This window comes from Nocardia spumae (assembly GCF_020733635.1).
Classification (GTDB): Bacteria; Actinomycetota; Actinomycetes; order Mycobacteriales; family Mycobacteriaceae; genus Nocardia; species Nocardia spumae.
In genome coordinates, this window is record NZ_JAJFZL010000001.1 from 294,636 (window position 1) to 319,235 (window position 24,600).

Annotated in this window: 19 protein-coding genes and 1 riboswitch; of the genes, 5 read left to right on the top strand and 14 right to left on the bottom strand. The window is 67.6% G+C overall.

Translation table 11 applies throughout. The annotated features are described in order from the left end of the window. Nucleotides 1–79: 79 nt before the first annotated feature. The 8 genes from LKD76_RS01310 to LKD76_RS01345 all read right to left on the bottom strand — a co-directional run bounded on the left by LKD76_RS01310 (nt 80) and on the right by LKD76_RS01345 (nt 7,798). On the bottom strand, nt 80–958 hold the full coding sequence (locus tag LKD76_RS01310; RefSeq protein ID WP_227979073.1) for a DUF4190 domain-containing protein: 879 nt from the start codon (nt 956–958) through the stop codon (nt 80–82). Nucleotides 959–1,383: 425 nt separating this feature from the next. Next, a complete protein-coding gene (locus LKD76_RS01315; protein WP_227979074.1) occupies nt 1,384–1,587 on the bottom strand; it encodes a hypothetical protein in 204 nt (67 codons plus the stop codon). After that, nucleotides 1,578–1,805 (bottom strand): hypothetical protein, encoded by a 228-nt coding sequence (locus LKD76_RS01320; protein WP_227979075.1) that lies wholly within the window; start codon nt 1,803–1,805, stop codon nt 1,578–1,580. The genes LKD76_RS01315 and LKD76_RS01320 overlap by 10 nt, the downstream gene beginning before the upstream one ends. Before the next feature lie 594 nt (nt 1,806–2,399). Beyond that, entirely contained in the window at nt 2,400–3,146 is a 747-nt protein-coding gene (locus LKD76_RS01325) for a succinate dehydrogenase/fumarate reductase iron-sulfur subunit (RefSeq protein WP_227979076.1), read from the bottom strand. A gap of 2 nt (nt 3,147–3,148) precedes the next feature. Then, nucleotides 3,149–5,089, bottom strand: coding sequence for a fumarate reductase/succinate dehydrogenase flavoprotein subunit (locus tag LKD76_RS01330; RefSeq protein ID WP_227979077.1), 1,941 nt, complete (start codon nt 5,087–5,089; stop codon nt 3,149–3,151). Nucleotides 5,090–5,150: 61 nt separating this feature from the next. Beyond that, nucleotides 5,151–5,981: a succinate dehydrogenase subunit SdhC gene (gene sdhC, locus LKD76_RS01335; RefSeq protein WP_227979078.1), complete on the bottom strand. Its 831-nt coding sequence runs from the start codon at nt 5,979–5,981 to the stop codon at nt 5,151–5,153. Between the two features lie 305 nt (nt 5,982–6,286). Continuing rightward, a complete protein-coding gene (locus LKD76_RS01340; protein WP_227979079.1) occupies nt 6,287–6,577 on the bottom strand; it encodes an Rv0250c family protein in 291 nt (96 codons plus the stop codon). Between the two features lie 183 nt (nt 6,578–6,760). Continuing rightward, a complete protein-coding gene (locus tag LKD76_RS01345) occupies nt 6,761–7,798 on the bottom strand; it encodes an alpha/beta fold hydrolase (RefSeq protein WP_227979080.1) in 1,038 nt (345 codons plus the stop codon). A gap of 263 nt (nt 7,799–8,061) precedes the next feature. Here LKD76_RS01345 and LKD76_RS01350 point away from each other — a divergent pair, with 263 nt between their 5' ends. Further along, nucleotides 8,062–9,189: an epoxide hydrolase family protein gene (locus LKD76_RS01350; RefSeq protein WP_227979081.1), complete on the top strand. Its 1,128-nt coding sequence runs from the start codon at nt 8,062–8,064 to the stop codon at nt 9,187–9,189. A gap of 72 nt (nt 9,190–9,261) precedes the next feature. Here the strand turns inward: LKD76_RS01350 and LKD76_RS01355 are convergent, their stop codons facing one another. Both LKD76_RS01355 and LKD76_RS01360 read right to left on the bottom strand, forming a co-directional pair. After that, on the bottom strand, nt 9,262–11,217 hold the full coding sequence (locus LKD76_RS01355) for an acyl-CoA dehydrogenase family protein (protein ID WP_227979082.1): 1,956 nt from the start codon (nt 11,215–11,217) through the stop codon (nt 9,262–9,264). A gap of 91 nt (nt 11,218–11,308) precedes the next feature. After that, nucleotides 11,309–12,493 carry an ATP-binding protein gene (locus tag LKD76_RS01360; protein WP_227979083.1) on the bottom strand — a complete coding sequence of 395 codons (1,185 nt, stop codon included), beginning with the start codon at nt 12,491–12,493 and terminating at the stop codon, nt 11,309–11,311. Nucleotides 12,494–12,655: 162 nt separating this feature from the next. On the opposite strand from LKD76_RS01360, the gene LKD76_RS01365 reads away from it, so the two are divergent. The 3 genes from LKD76_RS01365 (at nt 12,656) to LKD76_RS01375 (ending at nt 14,493) form a co-directional block, all read left to right on the top strand. Next, entirely contained in the window at nt 12,656–12,943 is a 288-nt protein-coding gene (locus LKD76_RS01365; protein ID WP_227979084.1) for a hypothetical protein, read from the top strand. Nucleotides 12,944–13,176: 233 nt separating this feature from the next. Further along, nucleotides 13,177–13,340: riboswitch (cyclic di-AMP (ydaO/yuaA leader) on the top strand. Nucleotides 13,341–13,415: 75 nt separating this feature from the next. Continuing rightward, on the top strand, nt 13,416–14,039 hold the full coding sequence (locus LKD76_RS01370; protein ID WP_227979085.1) for a C40 family peptidase: 624 nt from the start codon (nt 13,416–13,418) through the stop codon (nt 14,037–14,039). A 67-nt stretch (nt 14,040–14,106) separates the two neighbouring features. Continuing rightward, entirely contained in the window at nt 14,107–14,493 is a 387-nt protein-coding gene (locus LKD76_RS01375) for an RNA-binding S4 domain-containing protein (protein WP_227985045.1), read from the top strand. On the opposite strand, the gene LKD76_RS01380 is transcribed toward LKD76_RS01375, so the two are convergent. The 4 genes from LKD76_RS01380 to LKD76_RS01395 all read right to left on the bottom strand — a co-directional run bounded on the left by LKD76_RS01380 (nt 14,470) and on the right by LKD76_RS01395 (nt 22,584). After that, nucleotides 14,470–16,179, bottom strand: coding sequence for a fatty acyl-AMP ligase (locus tag LKD76_RS01380; protein ID WP_227979086.1), 1,710 nt, complete (start codon nt 16,177–16,179; stop codon nt 14,470–14,472). The two genes, LKD76_RS01375 and LKD76_RS01380, sit on opposite strands and share 24 nt — an antisense overlap. Continuing rightward, nucleotides 16,176–21,212, bottom strand: a complete 5,037-nt coding sequence (locus tag LKD76_RS01385) for a type I polyketide synthase (RefSeq protein ID WP_227979087.1) — start codon at nt 21,210–21,212, stop codon at nt 16,176–16,178. Before LKD76_RS01385 ends, LKD76_RS01380 begins: the two co-directional genes overlap by 4 nt. Beyond that, complete coding sequence (locus tag LKD76_RS01390) at nt 21,209–21,427, bottom strand: acyl carrier protein (RefSeq protein WP_227979088.1); 219 nt, start codon at nt 21,425–21,427, stop codon at nt 21,209–21,211. The genes LKD76_RS01385 and LKD76_RS01390 overlap by 4 nt, the downstream gene beginning before the upstream one ends. A gap of 185 nt (nt 21,428–21,612) precedes the next feature. After that, nucleotides 21,613–22,584, bottom strand: a complete 972-nt coding sequence (locus LKD76_RS01395; RefSeq protein ID WP_227979089.1) for an NAD(P)H-dependent flavin oxidoreductase — start codon at nt 22,582–22,584, stop codon at nt 21,613–21,615. Nucleotides 22,585–23,006: 422 nt separating this feature from the next. Between LKD76_RS01395 and fadD5 the strand changes: the two genes are divergently transcribed. Beyond that, nucleotides 23,007–24,572: a fatty-acid--CoA ligase FadD5 gene (gene fadD5, locus LKD76_RS01400; protein ID WP_227979090.1), complete on the top strand. Its 1,566-nt coding sequence runs from the start codon at nt 23,007–23,009 to the stop codon at nt 24,570–24,572. Nucleotides 24,573–24,600 lie beyond the last annotated feature (28 nt).

Here is a 24,600-nt window from a genome sequence, read left to right on the forward strand (position 1 = left end):
TGGGCGGTCCTCCTGTATGTCGCGGGACATTCGCTGTGAGGGACGGTACGCCCTCGTCCCGGGCGTCGGCTCGCGGCCACTATTCGACCCAGAGCGACCAGATGCTGTTGCGTCCCTGCCCTTCGCAGACCAGCGCGTGGCCGTCCGGGGTCCGGGCGGTCTTGTCCAGGGTGGGATCGCATTTGGCGCCGCCCTCGAAGACCGCCGTCGACACTTGATAGGGCCCGGTCCATCGGTAGCCGCCGGCGCCGTGAAGGCACAGCAGCGTGCTGCCGTCCGAGGCGGCGCCGAGCAGTCCGGCCTGCGTCTGGGTACACACCTCGCCCTTGGCCGCCGAGACCGGGCCGGCCGCCGCGGTCGTGGTGGGGGACGCGGTGGCCGGCGGCACAGCCGCGGCGGTGGTCGGCACCACGACCCGGGTACTCTCCGTATGCGAGCCCGCGGTCTCGGTGCTCAGCGCCGCCGGTACGGTACGTAATGTGGTGTGCGGCAAGGTGACACCGGACAACACCAGTGCCGCCGCGAGAATCAGCACCTCGGCCAGGCCCAGCAGCAGCGCCGACATCGCCATCACACGGCCGCGTGGATGACTGAAGGCGATCAACCCGAAGACGATCGCCACCGGGAACAATCCGAGTAGCGCCGCGACGAGGGCGATGACGGCATAGGGATTGACGATGGGTGGCACCTCGACCCGCAGTCGTCCGGTGCGGCGCCGAGTGGGAGTGCTGTCCCAGCGGTCCTCGTCGGGTTCGGCCGGCGGCACCCGTCTTCGGCTCTGCGTGGTTTCCCAGCGTTCCTCCGCAGGTTCCGTGACCCGGGCGTCGGGTGGCCGGCGGCGCAGTGGCGGTGGCGCCGGATTCCAGCGATCGTCCGGTGCGCCCGGCTCATCGGGCCAGTACTCGTCCTCCGGACTCTCGGGCCAGCGTTCGACCTCCGCGTACTGCTTGGGGGCCATACGGTTCCTCTCACGTTCGTGCAGGAACCTTGATCACGCGGACCCCGCCCGTTACCGAAGAAGGATAGGTGGCTCAGCGTGGCCCGCAACCCCCCGTCCGTCCAGTGCTGAGGGGGTAATCGAGGGTGAATGCGCCGGGCGTCATCCCCGAGCGTCCGGCGCATACCGCTACATCTCGTCGATCACATGCTCTCCGACCAGGGAGATCCGGACTGCCAGCATCCATCCCGCAATCGCGATGACGGTGCGGTCGTAGCGGTCCGGCCGGGATCTGCGCGAATGTCGAGCACGATGTGCGCCCCCGGTCTGCGGCGGTGGTGTGGCGGAGATATAGGCGGCGCCGCGCCGCGTTCGCCGGTGTGCGGCGTGCCGGGGACCGGCCCCGGGTAATCGGACCGCGGCGCGGGCCCCGCCCGGTACCGCGGTCACGGGATGGCCCGATCGTCGAGGACGCAGCGGCCCTGGGCGACCAGCACCGCGCGCGCCCGGCGCCGGACCACGCAGGTGTCGACGGTGCAGTCCAGATGGAGTTGCATGGCGGCATGTGCCTGTTCGGCCGTCATGATGCCGGGATCGACGCCGCATTGCAGCAGGCCGGCGACCGGCACGTGCAGATTGGTCAGCTGCATGTGGTCACCTCCGCCACACCCGGCGCCGACCGGCGGCGTGGTGGTGCGGGTGGATCGTGTGGTCCGGCCGGGATACGGTCGGACCAGGTGGCCGACGCCCGGCGCCCGTGGCCGATACCGCGCCCGTGGCCGTGGCCGTGGCCGTGGCCGATACCGCGCCCGCGGCGGGGCGATAGCTCGCTGGTCATCAACGACGACCCGATGACATGAACAGCCATGACTCCTCGTTCCTGCATGCGATAACCCGACTGTGCCCGGCGAGCCGACTCCGGGGCCCCGCTGCGAGCACACTCCCAGCATCCTCCAGATCGGCCCCGCGCGGGCCGAAATCGCGGATCCGCGTCGAATTCGGGCGAATCGCCAGCAGTGAATCCGGTTGCGCTGCCGGGCACTTCGGCTCGGCGCGCGATCGGGAGCTGTCCGGATCCTCGGCGCGTCGGAGGCCGGGGCCGGCGCGGGCGGTGGGCGAATTCGTGGAACCGGAAGATCACGAAACCACACCCGTTACGCAACGAACATATGTTTACGATTCCCGCCGGTGGGTAATCGGGGGGATGTGGACCGCGGGCTGAGAAACACCTCACCTCGATACCGCAGACTCTTTCCGGGCGACTGGGTGGAACGCCTCATCGTTGGAATGTTGTTCGCGGTATCGGCTGTCGGGGTGTACATGCTGACCGGAGCCATGCTCTCATCCTTGCTGGTAGGAGCACTGGTTGCGGTAGTCGCGCTCGGTGTCGTGACAATGTTGTAGCCGGTCGGCGAACCGACCGGCTACCTGATCTTCTGTTATCCGATATCCGTGTGTAATTTCACCGCCGGAACAATTTATTACCCAGCCAAACCACCGGATCGTATTTCCGATCCACCACCCGCTCCTTCATCGGAATGAGCGCATTGTCGGTAATCTTGATATGTTCCGGGCAGACCTCGGTGCAGCATTTCGTGATATTGCAGTAGCCGAGCCCGAACTCCTCCTGCGCCGCCTCCCGCCGATCGGCCACGTCCAGCGGATGCATCTCCAGCTCGGCCACCCGCATCAGATACCGGGGCCCGGAGAAGGCTTCCTTGTTGTCGTCGTGGTCGCGCACCACGTGACATGTGTTCTGGCACAGGAAGCATTCGATGCACTTGCGGAACTCCTGCGACCGCTCCACATCCCGCTGCTGCATCCGGTATTCGCCCGGTTTCAGATCCGCCGGAGGCGTGAAAGACGGTATCTCCCTGGCCTTCTGGTAGTTGAACGACACGTCGGTGACGAGGTCGCGGATGACCGGGAAGGTGCGCATCGGGGTCACCGTGACCACTTCGTCGGTGGTGAAGGTCGACATTCGGGTCATGCACAGCAGCCGCGGGCGGCCGTTCACCTCGGCCGAGCACGAACCGCATTTGCCGGCCTTGCAGTTCCAGCGCACTGCCAGATCCGGTGCCTGGGTGGCCTGCAGGCGATGGATGATGTCGAGGACGACCTCGCCCTCGTTCACCTCGACCGTGAAGTCCTGCAGTTCGCCCTTGTCGTTGTCACCGCGCCATACGCGGAAGTGGGCATCGTAACCCATTGTTACTCACCGCCTTTCGCGGATGATCCGGCGGCCGCGGGGTGGGCGGCGATCTCCGCCGGGGTGTAGTACTTCTCCAGCTCGCCCACGTCGAACAGGGCGAGCAGGTCCTCGCGCATCGGTTTCTGATCCTCCGAGGTGACCACCACCGAGGGCACCGTCTCCTCGGCGCTGCCGGGCTCGATCCGGCAGACCAGCAGCCGGTTGCGCCAATCCGCGTCCATCTTCGGGTGATCGTCGCGGGTGTGCCCGCCGCGACTCTCCGTGCGCAGCAGCGCCGCCTGGGCGACACATTCACTGACCAGCAACATGTTCCGCAGATCGAGTGCGAGATGCCAGCCCGGATTGAACTGCCGGTGCCCCTCGACGGTGACGTTGGCGTAGCGATCGCGGAGCTCGCCCAGATGCCCGTTGGCCTGTTCGAGTTCATGCTCCTTGCGGATGATGCCGACCAGATCGTTCATCGTCTGCTGCAGATCGGTGTGCAGGGTGTAGGGATTCTCGCCGGTACCGGAGGCCGGCGGATCGAACGGCGCCAGTGCCGATTTCGCGGCGGCGTCGATATCGGAGTCCGACACTTCCGGACGCTGTGGCAGCCCTTCCACGTAGGTCGCCGCGCCCAGCCCGGCCCGCCGGCCGAAGACCAGCAGATCCGACAGCGAGTTGCCGCCCAGCCGGTTCGATCCGTGCATGCCGCCGGAACACTCACCGGCGGCGAACAATCCGGGCACGGTGGCCGCACCCGTATCGGGATCGACCTCGATACCGCCCATCACGTAGTGACAGGTGGGCCCGACCTCCATCGGCTCCTTGGTGATGTCCACATCGGCCAGCTCCTTGAACTGGTGATGCATCGACGGCAGCCGCTTGAGGATCTCGTCGGCGGGCAGTCGGGACGCGATATCGAGATACACCCCACCGTGTTCGGTGCCGCGGCCGGCTTTGACCTCCTCGTTGATCGCCCGCGCCACCTCGTCACGGGGCAGCAGATCCGGGGTCCGGCGCGCGGAATCGTTATCACGCAACCACTGATCGGCCTCGTCCTCGGTTTCGGCGTACTGCCCCTTGAACACCGCGGGGATGTAGTCGAACATGAACCGCTTGCCCTCGGTGTTCTTGAGCACCCCGCCGTCACCGCGGACACCTTCGGTGACGAGGATCCCCTTCACGCTGGGCGGCCAGACCATGCCGGTCGGATGGAACTGCAGGAACTCCATGTTGATCAGCGAGGCGCCGGCCCGCAGCGCCAGCGCGTGCCCGTCACCGGTGTACTCCCAGGAGTTCGAGGTCGTCTTGTAGGACTTGCCGACACCGCCGGTGGCCAGGACCACCGCCGGTGTCTCGAACAGCACGAACCGTCCCGACTCCCGCCAGTACCCGAAGGCGCCGGAGATGGCGTCACCGTCCTTGAGTAGATCGGTGATGGTGCATTCGGCGAACACCTTGATCCGGGCCTCGTAGTCACCGGTCTCGGCGAAATCCTCCTGCTGCAGCGAGACGATCTTCTGCTGCATGGTCCGGATGATCTCCAGACCGGTGCGGTCACCGACGTGGGCGAGCCGGGGGTAGGTGTGGCCGCCGAAGTTGCGCTGGCTGATCCGGCCGTCGGCCGTCCGATCGAACAGCGCACCGTAGGTCTCCAGCTCCCAGACCCGATCGGGAGCCTCCTGGGCGTGCAGTTCGGCCATCCGCCAGTTGTTGAGGAATTTGCCGCCGCGCATGGTGTCGCGGAAATGAGTCTGCCAGTTGTCCTTTTCGTTGGCGTTGCCCATCGAGGCGGCGCAGCCGCCCTCGGCCATGACCGTATGTGCCTTGCCGAACAGCGATTTACACACCACCGCCACCGACAGACCGTGTTCACGGGCCTCGATCACCGCACGCAGTCCGGCGCCACCGGCACCGATCACGACGACGTCGTACTTGTGCCGTTCGACTTCAGGCATGAAACGAATACTCCTGAGAGACTGAGGAATTGGGCTCTGTAGGCGTTGCCATTCGGCGATATCAGCCGATGAAACGCGGATCGGAGATGGTGCCGCTGGCGACCAGCATGATGTAGAAGTCGGTGATCGCCAGGGTGGCCAGGGTGGTCCACGCCAGTTGCATGTGCCGGGTGTTCAACTTCGACACCTGCGTCCACATCCAGTAGCGGACCGGATGTGCGGAGAAGTGTTTGAGACGGCCGCCGGTGATGTGCCGGCAGGAGTGGCACGAGATCGTATATGCCCACAGCAGTACGACATTCACGACCAGCACGATGTTGCCGAGCCCGAAGCCGAAGCCGCCGTCCCGGCCGTGGAAGGCCATGATCGCGTCGTAGGTGTTGACCAGCGAGACGATGACCGCGACGTAGAAGAAGTAGCGGTGCACGTTCTGGATGATCAGCGGAAGCCGGGTCTCCCCGGTGTATTTCGCATGGGGCTCGGCGACCGCGCACGCGGGCGGCGAGAACCAGACGGCCCGGTAGTAGGCCTTGCGGTAGTAGTAGCAGGTCAAACGGAACAGCAGTAGGAACGGCAACACCAGGAAACCGAGCGGAATCCACATCGGCAGATTGCCGACCCAGTGCCCGAAGTGGCTCGAACCCTCGACGCACGACGTACTCACGCACGGTGAGTAGAACGGCGTCAGATAGTGGTAGTCGTCGACCCAATATGCGGTTCGCACAAAGGCTCTGACGGTTGCGTAGATGATGAATGCGGCCAGTCCCAGCACCGTCAGCAGCGGTGGTACCCACCATCTGTCGGTTCGCAGGGTGCGTGTCGAAATGGCCGCGCGGCCTTTGCTGAAAACTCCCGTGCCCGACTCGGGGGCGCGTGTCGGTGCTGCGCTCACTGCAAGCTGCCTCGCTGGTCTACCCCGTGGAACGTCATCGTTACCTCCGGCGTCGAATGTGATGCTGAGCACCATACGACACCTGAGCTATGACTCGAGGCCGGTCCCGGCAAGATCGACCGGGGCCTCGTCCTATGATTTGCGCCACATTTTCTGGGCGCCTACCGGGGTTGGGCAGTGAGTGAATGACGAGCTACTTCGGACCTTCTTCGCGAATGCGGTAGGGGTGGACACGGCGGGCGGCAGCACCGCCGCGGCGAAAGTCGCTCCGCCGCAACGGTCTGCTGCGCCTGGTGAATCCTGGGTTACTTGGTGCGCGGCCGTGAATGGAAGCCCAGGCCCTCGTCCTGGGCGCCCATCCAGGCGGCCTCGTCGGACTTGCTGTCCGGTACGTAGATGACCTCCTGCTGGCGCCGGGCGTCGACCTCGGGCGGCGGGGTCTTCTCGAACTCCTCGGCATCGATGGTCAATCGGTCGAGGTCGTTCTCCAGGCGACGAACCGGGTTGGCGTCCCCGTAGTGGGTTCGCAACGCGCCGACGCATTGCCGCAGTTGCCCGACCGCGAAGCGCAGCTCTTCGATCTCACTGCGTGTCATCGAAACCTCCTGGTGCCTCCGGGCCGTTCACCGTGATCCGGTCGAGCCCAACGGCAAGATCGAATCTGTGACGGACCGCACATCGTGATCTACAACACAGTACGTGATCTTTTGCGTTCTGGCTCGTCGGAGCGGAAAAAGAGTCCGTCACCTCGTGGTCCCGACGAGCGGTCGGCGCGTCCGTCAGCCGACCGCGGCGAGCGGCGGACCGGATGCGGGTCCGTCCAGGGGCGCGACGGTCGTGACCGATGAGGTGATCGCGACCGCGGCGCTCGTGGTTCCGGTGGCTCGATCCACCAGGGCCGCGATCGCCACGGCCACCTCCTCGGCGCGTTCCAGGATCACGCTGTGTCCGGCGCCGTCGAGTCGCACCAGTTCCGCGCTGCCGAGCTGGGCGGCCAGCACCACCGAGTGGGCGAACGGGACCAGGATGTCGGCCGAACCGCCCAGGACCAGGGTCGGGACATCGGCGAGCAGACGCAGGGTCGGGGTCTCGTCGAAGCGGATCAGCGAATCCAGGAAATGCGCCATGGTCGGCAGCGGGGTGTCGTTGAGCATGGCGGTGGCCAGCGCGGCCATCCGCGGATTCACCCGCCGGGTGCCGAAACTCGCCTCGCGCACGAGCGGTTCGAACAGGCGCCGGCCCAGCCGCTTCGAGGCCCGCATCGTGCGCGGCGCTCGCCGCACGGCCACCCGGAACGAGGTCACCGTCTGCCGGGTGAGGAGCCGGCCCAGCCCCACGGTCGTGATTCCCGCCGCGGCGCCGGCGATCAGTCCGGCCCCGACCACGCGCGTGCCGATCGTTGCCGGGAACAGCCGGGCATAGGCCAGAACCACCATTGCCCCCATCGAATGCCCGATCAGTACGACCGGGCCGACCGGCGCCAAAGTGCGCAGGACGGCGTCGAGGTCGTGGCCGAGCTGATCGATGGTGTAGGTCGCCGGATCGGCGGCGCCGGATCCGCCGTGTCCGCGATGGTCGTAGAAGACCATGCGGGTGTCGGCCCCCCACTGCCGCAGGAGCTGATCCCGCAGGAACCACCAGGATTCGGTGCGCAGGCAGTGGCCGTGCACGAAAACCACCGTCACCGCCGCGGTCGGAGCGCCGACGACACGGGCCGCCAACGGCGTGCCGTCGTCGGCGCACACGGTGACGCGCTGGCTGTGGCCGTCGTGGGACGGATCGCGATGATCGACGGCGATGGCGATCGGAATGGACATGACGTCCTCCTAGCAGAGTCCGCTCCTGCCCGGATTTCGCTAGTTATTGCCGCTGTGTTAGCCGCTGGAACCTGCTGTTATGCATAAGTTGCACAACTGCTGCGGATTGTTGTGCGGACGGGGATCCCAGGTCGCGCGCACTGCCCCGCGCGGGTATGAGCAGGTGAATATTCGTATATCTAGTCTAGTTCCTAGACGGCAATAGAAAATCCGATGCTGAACTAGGTCATGATCTGACCTACAGCGCGCATAGTGTTCGAGTCATGAGCAACCGAATCCGCGAGTTCCGCATCGACATCCCCCAGGGCGACCTCGACGACCTGCACCGGCGACTGGCCGAGACCCGGTGGGCGCCGCAACTGCCCGGTGCGGATCGGCGCGGGGTGCCGGTCGCGCGGGTACGCGAACTGGCCGACTACTGGCGCGGTGCATTCGATTGGCGGGCACAGGAAGCGAAACTCAATCGCTTTCCGCAGTACCTGACCGAGATCGACGGTCTGGACGTGCACTTCCTCCACGTCCGCTCCCCCGAACCCGATGCCCTGCCGCTGGTGCTCAACCACGGTTGGCCGAATACGTTCGCCGAATTCGCGGAGGTCATCGACCTCCTCGCCGATCCGCGCGCACACGGCGGCGATCCCGCCCGCGCTTTCCATGTGGTCGTGCCGTCGGTGCCCGGGTACGGCTTCTCGGCCGCGCCGAGCGAGACCGGGTGGAGCGCCGAGCGGGTCGGCCGGATGTGGGTGGAACTGATGGATCGCCTCGGTTATCGACACTTCGGGGTGCAGGGTGGTGACTTCGGTACCTATGTGGGGACCGCGATGGCGCAGGCGGTCCCGGATCGGGTCAGCGGTCTCTACATCACCGCTGGACTCGGCTTCCCCACCGAGGCCGATGTGCCGCTCCTGACCGATGCCGAGCGCGCGGGCTACGAGGCCATGATGTCCGCGGACTGGGTCAACGGAGTGGATCACCACGCACTGCTGCGCAGCGCACCGCAGACGTTCGCGATCGGCTGGAACGATTCACCGGCCGCGGCGCTGGCCTGGATGGTGCAGAAATACACCGACTTCAGCGCGTCCGGCCCGCTCGGCGACGCCATCGACCGGGACACGCTGCTGACCACCGTGAGTCTGTACTGGTTCACGCAGAGTTTCGGCAGCTCCGCCTGGTCCTACTACGACAGCTCCGGATTCGCGTGGCCCACCGGGTCGGATGTGGTCCCGACCGGTGTCTACAGCGGTGCTCCCGGTATCCGCCGGCTCGCCGAGCGCACCGCGAAGATCGTGCACTGGCCCGAGGGCAATCCGGCGGGGCATCACTTCATCGCCATGGATCAGGCCGAGGCCTATGCGGCCGACCTGCGCATCTTCTTCGGCGACCTGGTCTGAGGTAATTTCCATCGGGAAATCTAGCGATATCGAGAATGCTGACTAGATACCGCTAGATTTCCCGATCGACGGTCAGGTTCCGGCCGCCGCGCGGGTGGAGGGCAGGAACGGGGCGAGCAGATTGTCCTCGGTCGAGGGGCCGAACTCCCACTCCGCGATCCAGGGACCGGTGTCCTCGCTGGGGTCCAGAACCCCCGACTCCAGCCATTCGTAGCGGCCTTCGAGCACCTTGCGGGTCAGCGCGGTATCGACATCGTCGGTGTTGTCCCACAGCGCGGCGAACGCCGCCTCGATCCGCAGCCGGGACTGCCGGCAGAAGGCATCGGCCAGTTCCGTGGCCGCTTCGGACTCGGCGGTGTGGTCGGCCCGCATGGCCTGGGCGCGCATACAGGCCGCCGACATCGCGAACAGTTCCGCGCCGATGTCGACGATGCGGCCCAGGAAGCCCTGCCGGTATTCGAGTTTGGCCTGCCAGCGCGCCATCGCGTACATCAGTTCGCGGGCCTGTTTGCGGGCCGCCCGATCGATGAAGCGCAGATGCGTTGCCAGCGGGCCGAATTCGGCATAGCCCACCGGCAGCGAACCGCGGCCGACCGCCAATTGCGGGAACCATTTCGCGTAGAAACCGCTCGCGCCGACCGCGGCGGCGGCCTTGTCCTTCAGCGCCGCATGGCGATCCACGAGCGCACCGGCCGCGGCCATGTGCGCATCGGCCATCTCCCGGGCGATCAACAGGCGCATGATCTCGCTGGAGCCCTCGAAGATCCGATTGATGCGCAGATCGCGCACCAACTGTTCGGCCGGTACCGCACGCTCGCCCCGATTACGCAGGGAGGCAGCCGTTTCGTAGCCGCGACCCCCGCGGATCTGCACCAGTTCATCGGCGATCCGGCAGCTCATCTCCGAGGCCCACAGCTTGGCCAGCGCGGCCTCGATGCGGATATCGTTGCGCCCCTCGTCGCACATGGTCCCGGACAGCTCGAGCACCGCCTCGAGGGCGAATGTCGTCGCGGCGATGAACGATATCTTCGACGCCACCGCCTCGTGCTCGCCGACCGGGCGGCCCCACTGCACCCGTGCGGCCGACCAGCCGCGGCTGATCTTCAACGACCATTTCGCCGCCGCCGCGCACAGTGCAGGAATCGCGAGACGTCCGGCGTTGAGGGTGGTCAGCGCGATCTTCAGGCCATCGCCCTCGCGGCCGATCAGATTGCCCGCGGGGACCCGGACCCGATGCATCCGGGTGACGCCGTTCTCGATACCGCGCAGTCCCATGAAGGAATTGCGTCGCTCGACGGTGATACCGGCCGAATCCGCCTCGACCACGAAGGCGGAGATACCGCCGCGATGTCCGGGGCCCTTGGGTACCCGCGCCATCACCACCAGCAGTTCGGCGACCACGCCGTTGGTGGTCCACAACTTGACCCCGTCGAGCTCATAGGCCGTTCCGTCCGCGGTGGGCGTGGCGGTACTCGCCATCCGGGCCGGATCCGAGCCCACGTCCGGCTCGGTGAGCAGGAACGCGCTGATCGCGCCCCGCGCGCAGCGCGGCAGGAACTCGCGCTTCTGCTCCTCGGTACCCGCCAGCTTCAGCGGTTCCGGCACCCCGATCGATTGATGGGCCGACAGCAGGACGCCCAGGCTCGGATGTACCGAACCGACCAGCATCAGGGCCCGGTTGTACCCGACCTGCGACAGGCCCTGCCCGCCGTATTCGGGCGGAATCTTGAGGCCGAAGCAGCCGAGTTCGGCCAGTCCGCGCACGTAGTCGGCGGGGACCTTCGCCTCGGCTTCGATCACCGAGCCGTCGAGGGTCTCGCAGTAGGCCCGTAATCGGCGCAGGAACGCCTCGGTCCGTTCGGCGTCCTCGGCGCCCGGCCGGGGGTATGGATGGATCAGATCGAGCCGGAACCGCCCGAGGAACATCTGCTTGGCGAACGACGGTTTGGCCCAGGTGCTTTCGCGCGACTCCTCGACCAGTGCGCGGGCTTGTTCTTCGGTGGCGTGGACTTTCGCTGCTGTCGCCATGAGACCTCCTAGAACGTGACCGGGATCACATTAAAGTGTAGGAGTCTGAGTTACTCGCCGGTAGCCCTTGGCGGTGAGGAAATCGGGCCGACTACTGCACACCGCGGAGATATCGTCCGAAATGCGGCACTGTGAAGCCGATCGTGCCCCGCTCGGCGGAGTAGATCAGCCCCTTCTTGATCAGGCCGTCCCGCGCCGGGGACAGGGAGGCCGGTTTGCGCCCCAGTTCCTTCGCGACGGCCGCGGTCGGCACTGGTCCGTCATCTCCGGCCAGATCGGCCATCGCGCGCATGTACTCCCGCTCGGCTGGTGTTGCTCGCTCATAGCGGGAGCCGAAGAATCCCACCGCTAGTTCCTCCTCGGCCGCCGGCGCCGCCAACTCGACATCGTCGGCGCCGATCGGACTGCGGGCCGCGACATCCCAGGTGGCCTTACCGTAGGCCTGAACGAAATAGGGGTATCCATCTGCCTTGTCGTATAAGGACTTCAGTGCTTCCTCGGTGAATTCCACGGCCTCGCGCTCGGCCGGCGCGATCAGCGCGCGGTCCGCGGAATCGCGATCGAGTCGGTCGATGCGGTGATAGCCGAATAGTCGCTCGGAATAGCTCTTGGAGGCGGAGAGGACCGCCGGCAGATGGGGGAGGCCCGCGCCGACCACGATCAGAGGCGCTGTCTCCTGGCTCAATTCGTGGCAGGCGCCGCACACGGCGGAGACATCGGCGGGGCCGAGATCCTGCATCTCGTCGATGAACACGGCGATGCCGACGCCGATATCGCGGGCCAGCTGCGCGGCCTCCAGCAGCAACTCCACCAGATCGATCTCGATATCGCCGGAGTCCGCGCGTCCGGTGACGGCCGGCACGTCGATACCAGGCTGCCAGCGCTCGCGCATGCCCTTGTCGGCCGTCGCGCGCAGCGCGAACGCCTTCAGGATGCCGAGGAAATCGTCGACCATCTCGGGATTGCGATGCGCGACCGCGATCTGGCGTACGGCCATGTGCAGTGCCGAGGCCAGCGGCCGCCGCAACTCCTGGTCGGGCCGGGCCTCCAGCTTTCCGGTACCCCAGCCGCGTGAGCGCGCCGTGGAACGGAGTTGATTGAGCAGCACCGTCTTTCCGACGCCCCGCAGACCGGTGAGCATCACGCTGCGTTCGGGCCGGCCTCGGGAGATCCGCTCGAGGACGACATCGAAAGTGTCGAGCTGCTTGTCACGCCCGGCGAGTTCGGGTGGGCGCTGACCGGCGCCCGGGGCATACGGATTCCGCACGGGGTCCATGCCCTGACACCGTAGCCCGTTCTCCCCGAAATCTCGGGATATATACGGGATGTCCTAGATTGCGCTATCCAGTCGAATGGGGTTGCCCGCGGAATCGGTGGGACGCCGGTGAGATCTCTAGGCTGGTCACTGTTCGGAGTCCGGATTGTCCGCAGGAGGGTCATGTCCACCGATTCGGGAGATCAGCAGTCCGGGGACCGGTCGGATCCCACGGTGGCCGCCGTGGTCGGGTCCTGGGAGGTGCCCGAGGACGCTCCGGTCGCATTGCGCATTCGAGACAATATCCTCGGCGCGATCGCGCAGGGATACGACGATCCGCAGCTGGTGGCCGATCTGGCGGTCGGTCCGCTGGTGATCGCGCTGGGCCGGCTGGAAGCCGAACTGGCCGAGGCGCATCGGCGCATCGAGGCGTTGGAGCAGGTGGTCGCTCGTCGCGGGGCGGCGGAATGACCGATTCGGGTGTAACGCCGCGGCGACTCGATTCGATAACAGGGCAGCGTGCCGGATGTCGACCTGTGACCTGCTGTAGCAGACTGGGTTCGCCGGCCGGTAATCGGGGGTGGTCCTGGCCTTTTGGTGACACGCGGGCGGACACGCCGCGCTGTGGGGTGGACAACATCCCCGTGCCGTCGTAATCTCTTCGTGACTTCGCGGAGTATGTCGCTTCATTGGAGGGGCGGCCCGTATAGTCACCGCCTAATCAGCAATCGGGTGGGCAGCTCGATCGCTGAACCGGGGACCCAGGTTTCTGGGGTGAATCCTCTTCGGTCGCAAGGTCGATGGGGTAGGGCCGATCTTCCCGGTCCGAACCCGTCAGCTAACTCGGTCGGCGCGTGGGCAAGGAAGAAACAGGAGACTCAGCTCGGTGGGTAAACACAGTCTGCAACGGGAATCTCGGCTGCCGAATTCCGTCAAGGGTGCAATGGTCTTCGGCGCGGTCGCGGCGACTACCGGTGCGATCCCGGCGATTCCGGCGATGGCGGCCACGATCAATGTTCCCGGCATCGGCAACTTCGACGTTCCGGTAGCCCCGGAGTTCGATCAGCAGGTGGGCCAGGTCAACCAGGCCCTCGCCGATCACGCCGACCAGATCAAAGGGGCTCAGAAGGCGCTGAGCTCGCAGGCTATCGCGCCCGGCCTCCCCAACGCCGCGCCGAACCCCATGGGTGGGCTTTTCAGCCAGCCGCAGCAACAGCAGCACGGCATCGGCGACGTCGCGCTCGATGCGGCTCGCAGCAAGATCGGCTCCGACTACGTCTGGGGCGCCTCCGGTCCGTCGAACTTCGACTGCTCCGGTCTGGTGCAGTGGGCGTACAAGCAGGCCGGAATTGCGCTGCCGCGGACGAGCTTCGAGCAGTCGCACGTCGGCAAGCCGGTGGCGTTCCAGGAACTGCAGCCCGGCGACCTCGTCATCCAGAACGGCGGCGGCCATGTGGCCATGTACGCCGGAGATGGCAAGATCCTTCAGGCGCCGCAGTCGGGTGAGACCGTCAGCTACGCGCATCTGGATCCCGATTCGATCGTCACCGCACGTCGCGTTTCCTGAGTCGTTTCACGCTCACGCCCACGCACGGCCCGGTGGTGATCCACCGGGCCTAGTGTGAGGAGCGAAACTGACACAGGCAGAACCAGCTTCGGTCCGGGTCGATTCCTGGATTTGGGCTGTCCGACTGTTCAAGACGAGATCCGCTGCGGCCACCGCATGTCGCGGCGGTCATGTGCGTGTCAACGGTACAGCCGTCAAACCCGCTCATCAGATCAAGCCTGGTGATGAGGTGCGGGTCCGCAATGCCGGAATCGAGCGCATCGTCGTCGTGGTCCGATTGGTCGCCAAACGCGTCGGCGCTTCGATTGCGACGCAATGCTTCATCGATAAGAGTCCGCCGCCGCCCTCCCCCGAGATCGTCGCCGCTATGCCCAAGCGCGACCGTGGCTCGGGTCGGCCCACCAAACGGGAACGGCGCGAGACCGATCGGCTACTCGGCCGGGATCCCGAATAGGGATGCCCGGCTGTCGTTCGTCGTCACCGTCGTGAAGCCTCCGGCGCGGTAGTGGTCGCGACACGCTCCGCGTCGCACCTTTCCACTCGATGTCTTCGGAATCGCACCGCGCGCCACGATCAGGACTTCCGCCGGGGTGATCCCGTGACCGCTCGATACCGCCGTCCGGATCCGACGGGCGATATCGGCCGCATCGATCTGGCCGGGCCGGGCCTCGGCCACGACCACCAGGATTTCGCGCTCGCCGGTATCGATACCGAAGGCCGCGATATGCCCGGTCCGCAATTCGGGTGCCGCGCCCGCGGCGGTCGCCTCGATATCGGCGGGGAAGTGATTGCCGCCGTCGATGACGATCGTGTCCCGCAGTCGCCCGGCGATGAACAGCCCGTCGTCGTGGACGAAACCCAGATCGCCAGTGCGCAACCACGATCCGGACTCCCCGGCCGGTACCGCGCCGAAGGTGGCTTCGGTCCGGGCGGGCAGCCCGGCGTAGCCGGCGCCGATATTCGGACCCTGCACCCAGATCTCCCCCACCCGATCGTCGGGTAGTGGGTGGAGCGTCTCGATATCGACGATGCGCATCGTCTGCCCCGCCGGCATACCGCAGTCGACCAGGGCGACGCCGTCACCGTCGGGCGCCGAGGGCACCGCCCGGCCACGGCTCAACTCGGTCCGGTCGAATTCGAGACAGATCGGCGAGGCGTGCGCCGCGGAGATGGTGACCGCCAGGGTCGCCTCCGCCAATCCATAGCCGGCGGTATGGGCGCGATGCCGGAAGCCGTGCGGTCCGAAGGTGTTGGTGAACGCGGCGAGAGCGGCGGCCCGGATCGGTTCGGCGCCGTTGAGCAGCAGATCCAGGCCGGACAGGTCGAGTTCCGCGCGCTGCTCCGCGCTGGTGCCCGACACCGCCAGTGCCAGGCCGAAATTCGGACTTGCCGTGGCGCCGGCGCGGTAGTCGCTGCAGGCGCGCAACCAGCGGATCGGGCGTTTGGCGAACTCCGCCGGCGGCAGCGTGATCGCGTGCACACCGGTGTACAGCGGCAGCGCGAGCGCGAAGACCAGACCCATATCGTGGAAGAACGGCAGCCAGTTCACCAACGGACGATGGTTGACCACCTCCAGGCTGCCCCGCAACTGATCCAGCGCCGCCCGCAGATTGGCGTGCGAGATCTCCACGCCCGCCGGTGACGTGGTGGAGCCCGAGGTGTACTGCAGATAGGCGGGATGCGGGCCGATCCGATCCAGCACGACACTGTCGGAGCGGGCGTGCACATCGACGGCGAGTAGTTCACCGAGCATCGGCAGGTCTTCGGTGTGGGGGAGGCGCGCGCCGTAGGAGACCAGGCTCAGGCGTGGGCGAGCGTCGTTCAGGATCGCGTGCAGCCGCTGTTCGTGACGGCCCGTCGTGACCGGAAACAGCGGCACCGCCGTGCGGGCACTGTAGAGACAGGCGAGAAATGCGATGACATAGTCGAGGCCGTGCTCGCACAGAATCGCGACTCGATCGCCGGGTGCGGTGCGCTCGCGGATCGCGGCCGCCAGATCACCGGCGGCACTGTGCAACTCCGCCGTCGACAGCGTCGCCCCGGTACATCTCCCACCCGGATAGGACAGTGCGGTGACCGCCGGATCGTCGGGGGCGAGTACGGCGCGGTCGGCGACGGCCGCCGCCAGGACATCGATCATGGTGTCTCCTGCCGCGGCACCTTCACGGCGAGGGCTGCCGACAAAGCGGTGACGGAGGGGTTTTCGAACAGTTCGGTGGTCGCGATGCGGATCCCGAGCCGGCTCTCCAAGCGCCGGCGCAGATCGATGGCGAGCAGCGAGGAGAGGTCCAGAGTCGCGAAATCCGCGTTCGGATCGACGGATTCGACCGGGCGGGCCAGCGTGCCCGCGACGGTGGCCCGCACGATTCGGTGGATATCGTCGCCGATCGGCGGCGTCGCCGACTCGGGCAGCGACTCGGGGCCGGCGACCGTATCGGCACCGGGACGGGCCGGGACCGCCGGTATCGAATCGGGGGACAGCACGGTCCGTAGCCTCGAGCCCACCGGGGACGTATCTCCGGTGGCGGTGTAGTCGAGCGCCAGCACGACCGACCGCGGGCGGCCGACCACCGCCGACAGCACGGCCAGACCCCGCGCGACATCGAACGGTGTGATTCCGGCATCGCGGAGATGGTCGGCACCGCCGGCCACGCGGGCCAGCCCCGAATCCCAACTGCCCCAGGCGATGCTGATCACCGGACGACCACGCGCCCCCCGTGCCGCAGCGTCCACCGCCGCATTCGCCGCCGCGTAGGCCGCCTGCCCGGGAGCGCCGAGCAGTCCGGTGGCCGAGGAGAACAGCAGGGTGAAGTCGATGGGATCGCAGGCGGTCAACGCCAGCAGGGAGATCGCCGCATCGACCTTCGGTTCGAAATTCCGGGCCAGTAATTCCGGTGTGACAGCGTCGAATTCGGCGTCCTGTAGCGTGCCGGCGGCGTGGATCAGGCCGCGGACGGTCGACCCGCAGGCCCGAATGTCGTTGAGCGCGTTGGCCAGATCGGCGCGGTCGGCGACATCGCAGCGCACCACGACGACTCGATCCTCGGCGCCCTCGAGCAACGGCGGCAGCGGCCGGGGCGTGCGCGTCAGCACCACCACATCACGGGCATCCTGATCGAGCAGCCAGCGCACCGCCGCCGCTCCCAATGCTCCCAGCCCGCCGGTGACCACGTAGGTGCCTTCGGGTGAAATCGGGACGCTGGCGGGTTCCCCGCCCAGCGGACGGAAGCGGCGACTGTGGACGGTCGCTCCCTCGACACGCACCTCATCGGGACCGGACCGGCCGAGCACCAGATCACCCAGGACGCCGGGATCGTCCCCGTCCGACCACACCAGGCGTATCGCCCGGCCCGACTCCAGCTGCACGCTGCGCACCAGGGCTGCGACCGCACTCTGTTCCGAGGTCGCCGGATCCCGCAGTACGACTGTCACCGACGTGGTGGCGCGGGCCGCGACAGCGCGCTGCAGCACCTGCAGGGCCCGCCCGGTATCGGCGGCCGGTGCGGTACTGCCGTGGCGGTTTCCGGACGGCTGTGGCCAGACGAGCACGATCGCGGTATCGGCGTGCCCGGTGGCGGCCGCCTCCAGTAGTGCGGCGGCGGCGCCGGGTTCGCGGGCGACCCGCTGGGTCGGCACCCGGCGGTCGAGGACACGGGTCACGGCGGTGGCCAGATCCGATTCGCCGACCACGAGCGCGCGGGCGATGGGCGCATGCGCAACCGCGGGACCCTCTTCCGTGATCGGAACCCAGTACTCCTCGCGGAGAATCGAGGCGGCCCACTCGGGTGCGGTCGCCACCGTGGGGTCGTAGGTCGCCGTTCGCGCCGAGGGTGCGAGCTGTGGAAACGGGATGGTGCCGATCGCTCGCGGGAGGTCGGCCGGCTGCTGCGCCGCGGCACCGGAAGTCCTTCCGGCGAATCGGATTCGCACACCGAGCAGGGCCACGGCCGGTGCGTCCTGCTGATCGAGTGCGATCACGTCGCAGACCAACTCGGTATCCGCGCGCTCCCGCACGACCGCGCAGGCCTCGGTGAGCAGGACCTGTGGGACATCGGAGATCCACACCGACCCGATGCCGATGGGCAGGGCCGGACCGTCGGGGGGCAGCAGATCCCGTGCCGCCGCGGCGATCAACTGCAGGCAGCCGTCGAGGGCGGCGGTCGTCACCGGAGTGGCGGTGAAAGCACCGACAGCCGCGGAGTTTCCGGCCCGGATGGTGCGCAGCAGGCGAAATCCGGGACCGTATTCGAGGCCGCGCCGTCGCAGATCCGAATAGAACCCGTCGACATCGACGGCCGGCCGGTCGGTGGCCGCGCGATGGTGATCGACCAGCCGCATCCAGGCCAGTATCTCGGCCGGAGTGGCCGCGGCGCCGACCCGGGCGGTGGCCACCGTCACCGGTCCGAGAACCACCCGTAGGTCGGCTCCGACCTGGTAGCCGACCTCCGCCAGGTCGGCGATATCCGTTCGCTCCGCGAGGGAGAAGTCCGCCAGCCGAGTCGTTCCCGGTACCGAATTCAGCAGTCGCCGTGCCCAATACACCGCAGGTACGGTGGGCACACCGTCCACCACGTGGTCGTCCAGCCGTTCGATCGCGGGGTCGGCGGCGGTACGGGTGAGCAGGGGGAAGGTCTTCCGCCGCCAGATACGCTCGAAGACCGGCTCGGCGGCCGGCCCCTGCACCGACCAGTCGACGGTCCGGCCCCGCACGTACATCGCGCCCACCGTGCGCAGCAGCGTGGTGGCCTCGCCGTCGCGATCGGCGGCCGGGAAGACCGCATCGGCCAGCTCCGGATATTCGCGCACCGCCGGGGCCAGCACCGGATGCGGGGAGATCTCCACGATCGCGGTATAGCCGCGGTCCAGGGCGGCGTCGACGGCGGCATCCAATTCCACGGTTCCGCGCAGATTGTCGATCCAGTATCCGATATCCATGGCGTCGGATTCGATGATCGCGCCCGCACGTGCGGTGGAGAACACCGGAACGCGGGGCGTCCGGGGGACCGGCGGGCGCACGATGCGGGTGAAGTCGTCGAGCAGCGATTCCACCTGCGGGCTGTGCGCGGCGAAATCCACCGGCACCTGCCGGGTGTAGTAGCGCCGCCGCTCGGCCCGGCGCAGCAGCGTCTCCATATAGCGCGTGCTGCCCGAAACCACCACTGCGCGTGGACCGTTCACCGCGGCGACCGCGACCTCCGCGCGTAGCGGCTCGACCAGGCGCCGCGCCTGCTCCGGTGTCGCCTCGAGCAACGCCATGGTCCCCTGGCCATCGAGCCGGCCGAGCAGCCGCGCGCGTTCGGTGACCAGATGTGCGGCATCGCCCAGCGACAGCGCCCCGGCGGTCACGGCGGCGGCGATTTCGCCGAGACTGTGCCCGGTCACCCCATCGGGTTCGATCCCCCACGCCGCCAGCAGGCGCGCCAGGGCGACCTGATAGACGAACAACGCCGGTTGCACGGTGTCGGTGGCCGCCACGCTCTCGGAGAATCCGTGCCGCGGCGTCCACACCCGCGGGCCACCGGCGGCGACGACGGCATCGGTGGCCTCCGCCAGCGCCCGGGCGAATTCGGGATAGCGAGCCGCCAGCTCCCGGCCCATTCGGGCATGTTGCCCGCCCTGCCCGGAGAACAGGAACAACACCCGGCCACGCCGTCGGCCGCCGACGCCGAGTACGGCGGGTGCGGACCCGGATCCGCGAGCGAGGGTGCGCAGCGCATCGGCTGCCTCGTCGGCATCGTCGGCGAGTACCGCGCCCCGGATCGGTTGGGGCAGTGCGCGCCCGGCCCCGGCGAGCGCCGCCAACGGCAGCGCCTCGGCCGCCAGTTCACACGCCCACCGATCGGCGGTGGCGCGCAGTTCGGCATCGTCGCGCCCGGTGAGGCCGATCAGCACCGGCGTCGCGAGATCGCGCACGGGCGCGGGCGCCGATTCCCGCACGACCACATGCGCGTTGGTGCCGCCGAATCCGAACGAGCTGACTCCCGCGCAGCGCAGCACACCCGGATCGGCGGTCCAGTCCATCGGTTCGGTGGGTACCCGCAATCCGCGCTCGGACAGCCGGAGCAGCGGATTCTCCCGCTGAAAGTTGATGGTGGGCACGATGATTCCGTGCCGCAGGCTCAGCGCGACCTTGGCCAGCCCGGTGACACCGGCCGCCGCCTCCAGGTGGCCGATATTCGCTTTGATCGAGCCGATGAACGGCTTCACCGCACCGTCGGCGGGACCCAGTGCCGTGGCCAGGGCGTCGACCTCCACGGCGTCGCCGACCGGAGTGCCGGTGCCGTGGCATTCGAAGTATCCCGCGGAGCGGATGTCGAGATCGGCCCGCGCCCAGGCCGCGCGGATGACCTGCTGCTGGGCACGCCCGTTGGGCGCGTACAGACCGTTCGACCGGCCATCGGAACCCACTGCGGCGCCGAGGATATCGGCGTAGCAGCGGTTGCCCTCGCGCTGCGCGTCGGCGGTGCGCTGCAGGACCAGCACGGTGGCGCCGTCGGCGCGCACATAGCCGTCGGCGGCGGCGTCGAACGGTTTGCATCGGCCGTCGGGTGCGAGAAAGCCGCCCTGGGCCAGATAGTGCGAAGTATGCGGCAGCAGTGCCAGATTCACCCCGCCGACGATGGCGAAGGGCACCGATTCGTCGGCCAGCAGCCGGATCGCGAGATCCACCGCCGCCAGCGACGACGAGCAGGCGCTGTCGAGAACCACACTGGGCCCGTGCAGATCCAGGGTGTAGGAGAGCCGATTGGCGATGATGCTCAGCGCCGAGCCGGTGACCGCGTAGGGCGCGTCCCGGCCGCCGGCGCCCAGGACGACGGCGCCGTGGTCGAATCCGCAGGCGCCGAACAGCACCGCCGCATTCGAGCCACCGAGGCGATATCCGATTCCGGCGTCGTCGATCGCCTCGACGGCCACCTCGAGGGCGAGCCGCTGCTGCGGATCCATCAGTGCCGCTTCGCGATCGGAGATCGCGAACCAGTCGTTGTCGAAGTCGGCGATCGCGGGCAGATAGCCGCCCCGGCCGGCGCCGTCGCGATCCGGCGGTGGCGCGCCGGTACCGTCGCGGCCCTCGATCAGCAGCCGCCACAACTCGTTCACCCCGGACGCGCCGGGAAGCCGGCAGCCGATTCCGATGATCGAAATCGGCGGCATGCGATGTCCGGATATCGTCATCGCAACTCGAGATGGTCGACGAGTCGGTCGATATCGGGGTGGTCGTAGAGATCGGTCAGCGAAATCTCCACGCCGAGTGCGTCTTCCAGAACGGCGGTGAGGCGGGCGAGCTGGGCGGAGGTCAACCCCAGATCGGTGAAAGGAACTGTGGCCGAGACTGATTCGGGTCCGGTGCCGAGCAACCGGGCGACCGCCGCCACTGCCGCATCCGTCATGGTGCCGATCCGCTCCCGGTGCCCCACCACAACTTCCTCCCCGCATCCGGTGCTCACCCGCACGACGCCCGGGTTCGGATGCGATTATGCCGAGAACTCGACATCGGGTGAAGGGGCGACCGGCGCGGCGCGGGCGAGCCACGACCGTGCGTCGGCCGTGGCTCGCGTCGTCGCGACGTGGATCGTCAGGCGATCAGGGAGGTCAGCCGCGCGTTGATCAGCGTCTCGGCCTCCTCCACGATGCGCGAGATCAGCTCGGCGCAGGTGGGGATGTCGTCGATCAGACCCTGCACCTGACCGGCGGACCAGATGCCGGCGTCGAGGTCGCCCTCGTCGAAGACCCGGCGGCCGCGCGCGCCGGCGACCAGATCGCGCACATCCTCGAAAACGCCGCCGGCGGCCTCGATTTCGACCACCTTGCGGCTGATCTCGTTGTTCGCCACCCGCGCGGTGTTGCGCATGGTGCGGAAGATGAGCTGGGTGTCGCGTTCGGTATGCGCGACGATCTGCTCCTTGACCTTCTGGTGCACGGGCGATTCCGCGGTGCACAGGAAGCGGGTGCCCATGTTCACGCCGTCCGCGCCCAGCGCCAGCGCGGCGACCAGACCGCGGGCGTCGGCGAAGCCACCCGAGGCGACGATCGGGATCTCCAGGGCCTTGGCGGCGGCGGGGATCAGGATCAGGCCGGGCACATCGTCCTCACCGGGATGTCCGGCACATTCGAAGCCGTCGATGCTGACGCCGTCGACGCCGATCTTCTGCGCCTTGAGCGCGTGCCGCACGCTGGTGCACTTGTGCAGCACCTTGATTCCGGCCGCCTTGTAGTGGGGCAGGAAGGGTTCGGGGTTGCTACCGGCGGTCTCGACGATCTTCACGCCGGAGTCGATGATCGCCTTGGCGTACTCCTCGTACGGCGGCGGGTTGATCGAGGGCAGGATCGTGACGTTGACACCGAACGGCTTGTCGGTGAGCTCGCGGGTGCGTTCGATCTCGCGCCGCAGATCGTCGGGGGTGGGCTGGGTGAGCGCGGTGATGAAACCGAGTCCGCCGGCGTTGGCGACCGCCGCCACGAGTTCGGCCCGGCCGACGTGCATCATGCCGCCCTGCACGATCGGGTGCTCGATACCGAACATCTCGGTGAATCTGGTGCGCAACATCTGATTGTCCTCCTGGCCGCGGTACGACTCGGGGCCGCGCGCGCCCGGCATCTCCGGCACGACGCGATGCCGGTATCTGCGCAGACTGCCGCCCCTCGGGTGCCCGGCCGCGTGCGCGCCGGGCCTGCCCGGATGCGTCGATACTGGCACGCCGACCGCGCCGGAGACAACAGGATGTGAGCGGCAGTTTGCTCATTTCCGGAAGTCTCGCGTTCGGAAGGTGTGACCGGACTGCCGGTGAAATGCCCTGGTTATGGCCCAATAATGACTGAATGTCGAGGTCCGTCGGTGAACCGGGATTCTCCTATGTAACCCTTGTCACGGGAAAAAGTTAGTTGCTATTCTCGCAGTTGGTTCAGCCGTCGACGACGCCATCGGGCCATCCGGTGGGCGAACTGTGACGGGCCGAGAGGAGTTCCTGCATGACCACCGGTGTCCAGACCGACGAACCGATCCGGTCGCGGCGCAATCACTGGAACAACCAGATCGCCACCCATGCGCTGATGCGTCCGGACGCCGTGGCGCTCCGGTTCCGCGGGCAGGACACCACCTGGAAGCAGTTGCACGAGCGGTCCGGGAAATTCGCCGACTCCCTGTCGCGTCGCGGCGTCGGCTTCGGCGACCGAGTGCTGATTCTGGCCCTCAACTACACCGAATACCTCGAGGCCGTCTTCGGTATCAATGCCCTCGGCGCGATCGCGGTGCCGGTCAACTTCCGGCTCACTCCGCCCGAAGTCGCCTACATCGTGGCCGATTCCGGCGCCTCCGCCATCGTCACCGACGCCCTGCTGCAGCCGCTGGCCACCGGCGTCATGGGGCAGAGCGAACAGCTGCGGACCTGCATCGTCATCGGCGGGACCACGGGTGAGGGGGTCATCGGCTACGACGACTTCCTGGCCGAGACCGGCGCCTCCCATGTGCCGCAGGACATTCCGGAGGACACTCCGGCGCTGATCATGTACACCTCGGGCACCACGGGCAGTCCCAAGGGCGCGATCCTGTCCTACGCCAATCTCAATGCCCAGGCGCTGACCTGCATCCGGGCGCTGAACGCGACGCCGGACAGCATCGGCTTCTGCACCTCGCCGCTGTTCCACATCGCCGGATTGGGCAGTCTCGCACCGGCGTTCATGCTCGGCTCCAAGACCGTGCTGCATCCGCTCGGCGCGTTCGACGCCACCGAATTCCTCGATGCGATCGAGGCCGAACAGGCCACCACCGCCTTCTGCGTTCCCGCACAATGGCAGCTGATCTGTGAGGACCCGACCGTGAAGCAGCGCAAGCTGGCCTTGGAGACCCTCAGCTGGGGTGCGGCTCCGGCCTCGGAGACGGTGTTGCGGGCGATGGCCGAATGTTTCCCGGACGCACAGAATGTCGCGGTCTTCGGCCAGACCGAGATGTCGCCGATCACCTGTGTGCTCGAGGGAAAGGACGCGCTGCGCAAACTGGGCTCGGTCGGTCAGCCGATCCCGACGATCCAGACCCGCGTCGTCGACGACGAGATGAACGATGTCGCCCCGGGGGAGATCGGTGAGATCGTCTACCGCGGCCCGACCATGATGCAGGGTTACTGGAACAAGCCCGAGGCGACCGCCGAGGCCTTCGCCGGCGGCTGGTTCCACTCCGGCGACCTGGTGCGCCAAGACGAGGAGGGCTTCGTCTGGGTGGTCGACCGCAAGAAGGACATGATCATCTCCGGCGGCGAGAACATCTACTGTGCCGAAGTGGAGAATGTGCTGTTCGCGCATCCGAAGATCCACGAGGCGGCGGTCGTCGGCCGTTCGCACGAGAAGTGGGGCGAGGTGCCGGTGGCCGTGGTCGCACTGCTCGACGGTGAAACGCTCACCCTCGAGGAGCTCTCGGCGTTCCTCAACGACAATCTCGCCCGGTACAAGCACCCGAAGGATCTGGTGATCGTGCCCGAGCTGCCGCGCAACGCCAGCGGCAAGGTCGTGAAGGTGCAGCTGCGCAAGGAGTACGCGGGCTGACTCGCTCCGCCCGGATCGGAGCCACTCG

Bases quoted from the DNA above. Each gene is read 5' to 3' on its own strand.
- LKD76_RS01330 (WP_227979077.1), bottom strand. From the start codon at position 5,089: ATGCCTGAAGTCGAACGGCACAAGTACGACGTCGTCGTGATCGGTGCC.
- LKD76_RS01345 (WP_227979080.1), bottom strand. From the start codon at position 7,798: ATGTCCATTCCGATCGCCATCGCCGTCGATCATCGCGATCCGTCCCAC.
- fadD5 (WP_227979090.1), top strand. From the start codon at position 23,007: ATGACCACCGGTGTCCAGACCGACGAACCGATCCGGTCGCGGCGCAAT.
- LKD76_RS01350 (WP_227979081.1), top strand. From the start codon at position 8,062: ATGAGCAACCGAATCCGCGAGTTCCGCATCGACATCCCCCAGGGCGAC.
- LKD76_RS01365 (WP_227979084.1), top strand. From the start codon at position 12,656: ATGTCCACCGATTCGGGAGATCAGCAGTCCGGGGACCGGTCGGATCCC.
- LKD76_RS01315 (WP_227979074.1), bottom strand. From the start codon at position 1,587: ATGCAGCTGACCAATCTGCACGTGCCGGTCGCCGGCCTGCTGCAATGC.
- LKD76_RS01325 (WP_227979076.1), bottom strand. From the start codon at position 3,146: ATGGGTTACGATGCCCACTTCCGCGTATGGCGCGGTGACAACGACAAG.
- LKD76_RS01385 (WP_227979087.1), bottom strand. From the start codon at position 21,212: ATGACGATATCCGGACATCGCATGCCGCCGATTTCGATCATCGGAATC.
- LKD76_RS01340 (WP_227979079.1), bottom strand. From the start codon at position 6,577: ATGACACGCAGTGAGATCGAAGAGCTGCGCTTCGCGGTCGGGCAACTG.
- LKD76_RS01370 (WP_227979085.1), top strand. From the start codon at position 13,416: ATGGTCTTCGGCGCGGTCGCGGCGACTACCGGTGCGATCCCGGCGATT.
- LKD76_RS01390 (WP_227979088.1), bottom strand. From the start codon at position 21,427: ATGACGGATGCGGCAGTGGCGGCGGTCGCCCGGTTGCTCGGCACCGGA.
- LKD76_RS01395 (WP_227979089.1), bottom strand. From the start codon at position 22,584: ATGTTGCGCACCAGATTCACCGAGATGTTCGGTATCGAGCACCCGATC.
- LKD76_RS01360 (WP_227979083.1), bottom strand. From the start codon at position 12,493: ATGGACCCCGTGCGGAATCCGTATGCCCCGGGCGCCGGTCAGCGCCCA.
- LKD76_RS01310 (WP_227979073.1), bottom strand. From the start codon at position 958: ATGGCCCCCAAGCAGTACGCGGAGGTCGAACGCTGGCCCGAGAGTCCG.
- LKD76_RS01320 (WP_227979075.1), bottom strand. From the start codon at position 1,805: ATGGCTGTTCATGTCATCGGGTCGTCGTTGATGACCAGCGAGCTATCG.
- LKD76_RS01380 (WP_227979086.1), bottom strand. From the start codon at position 16,179: ATGATCGATGTCCTGGCGGCGGCCGTCGCCGACCGCGCCGTACTCGCC.
- LKD76_RS01355 (WP_227979082.1), bottom strand. From the start codon at position 11,217: ATGGCGACAGCAGCGAAAGTCCACGCCACCGAAGAACAAGCCCGCGCA.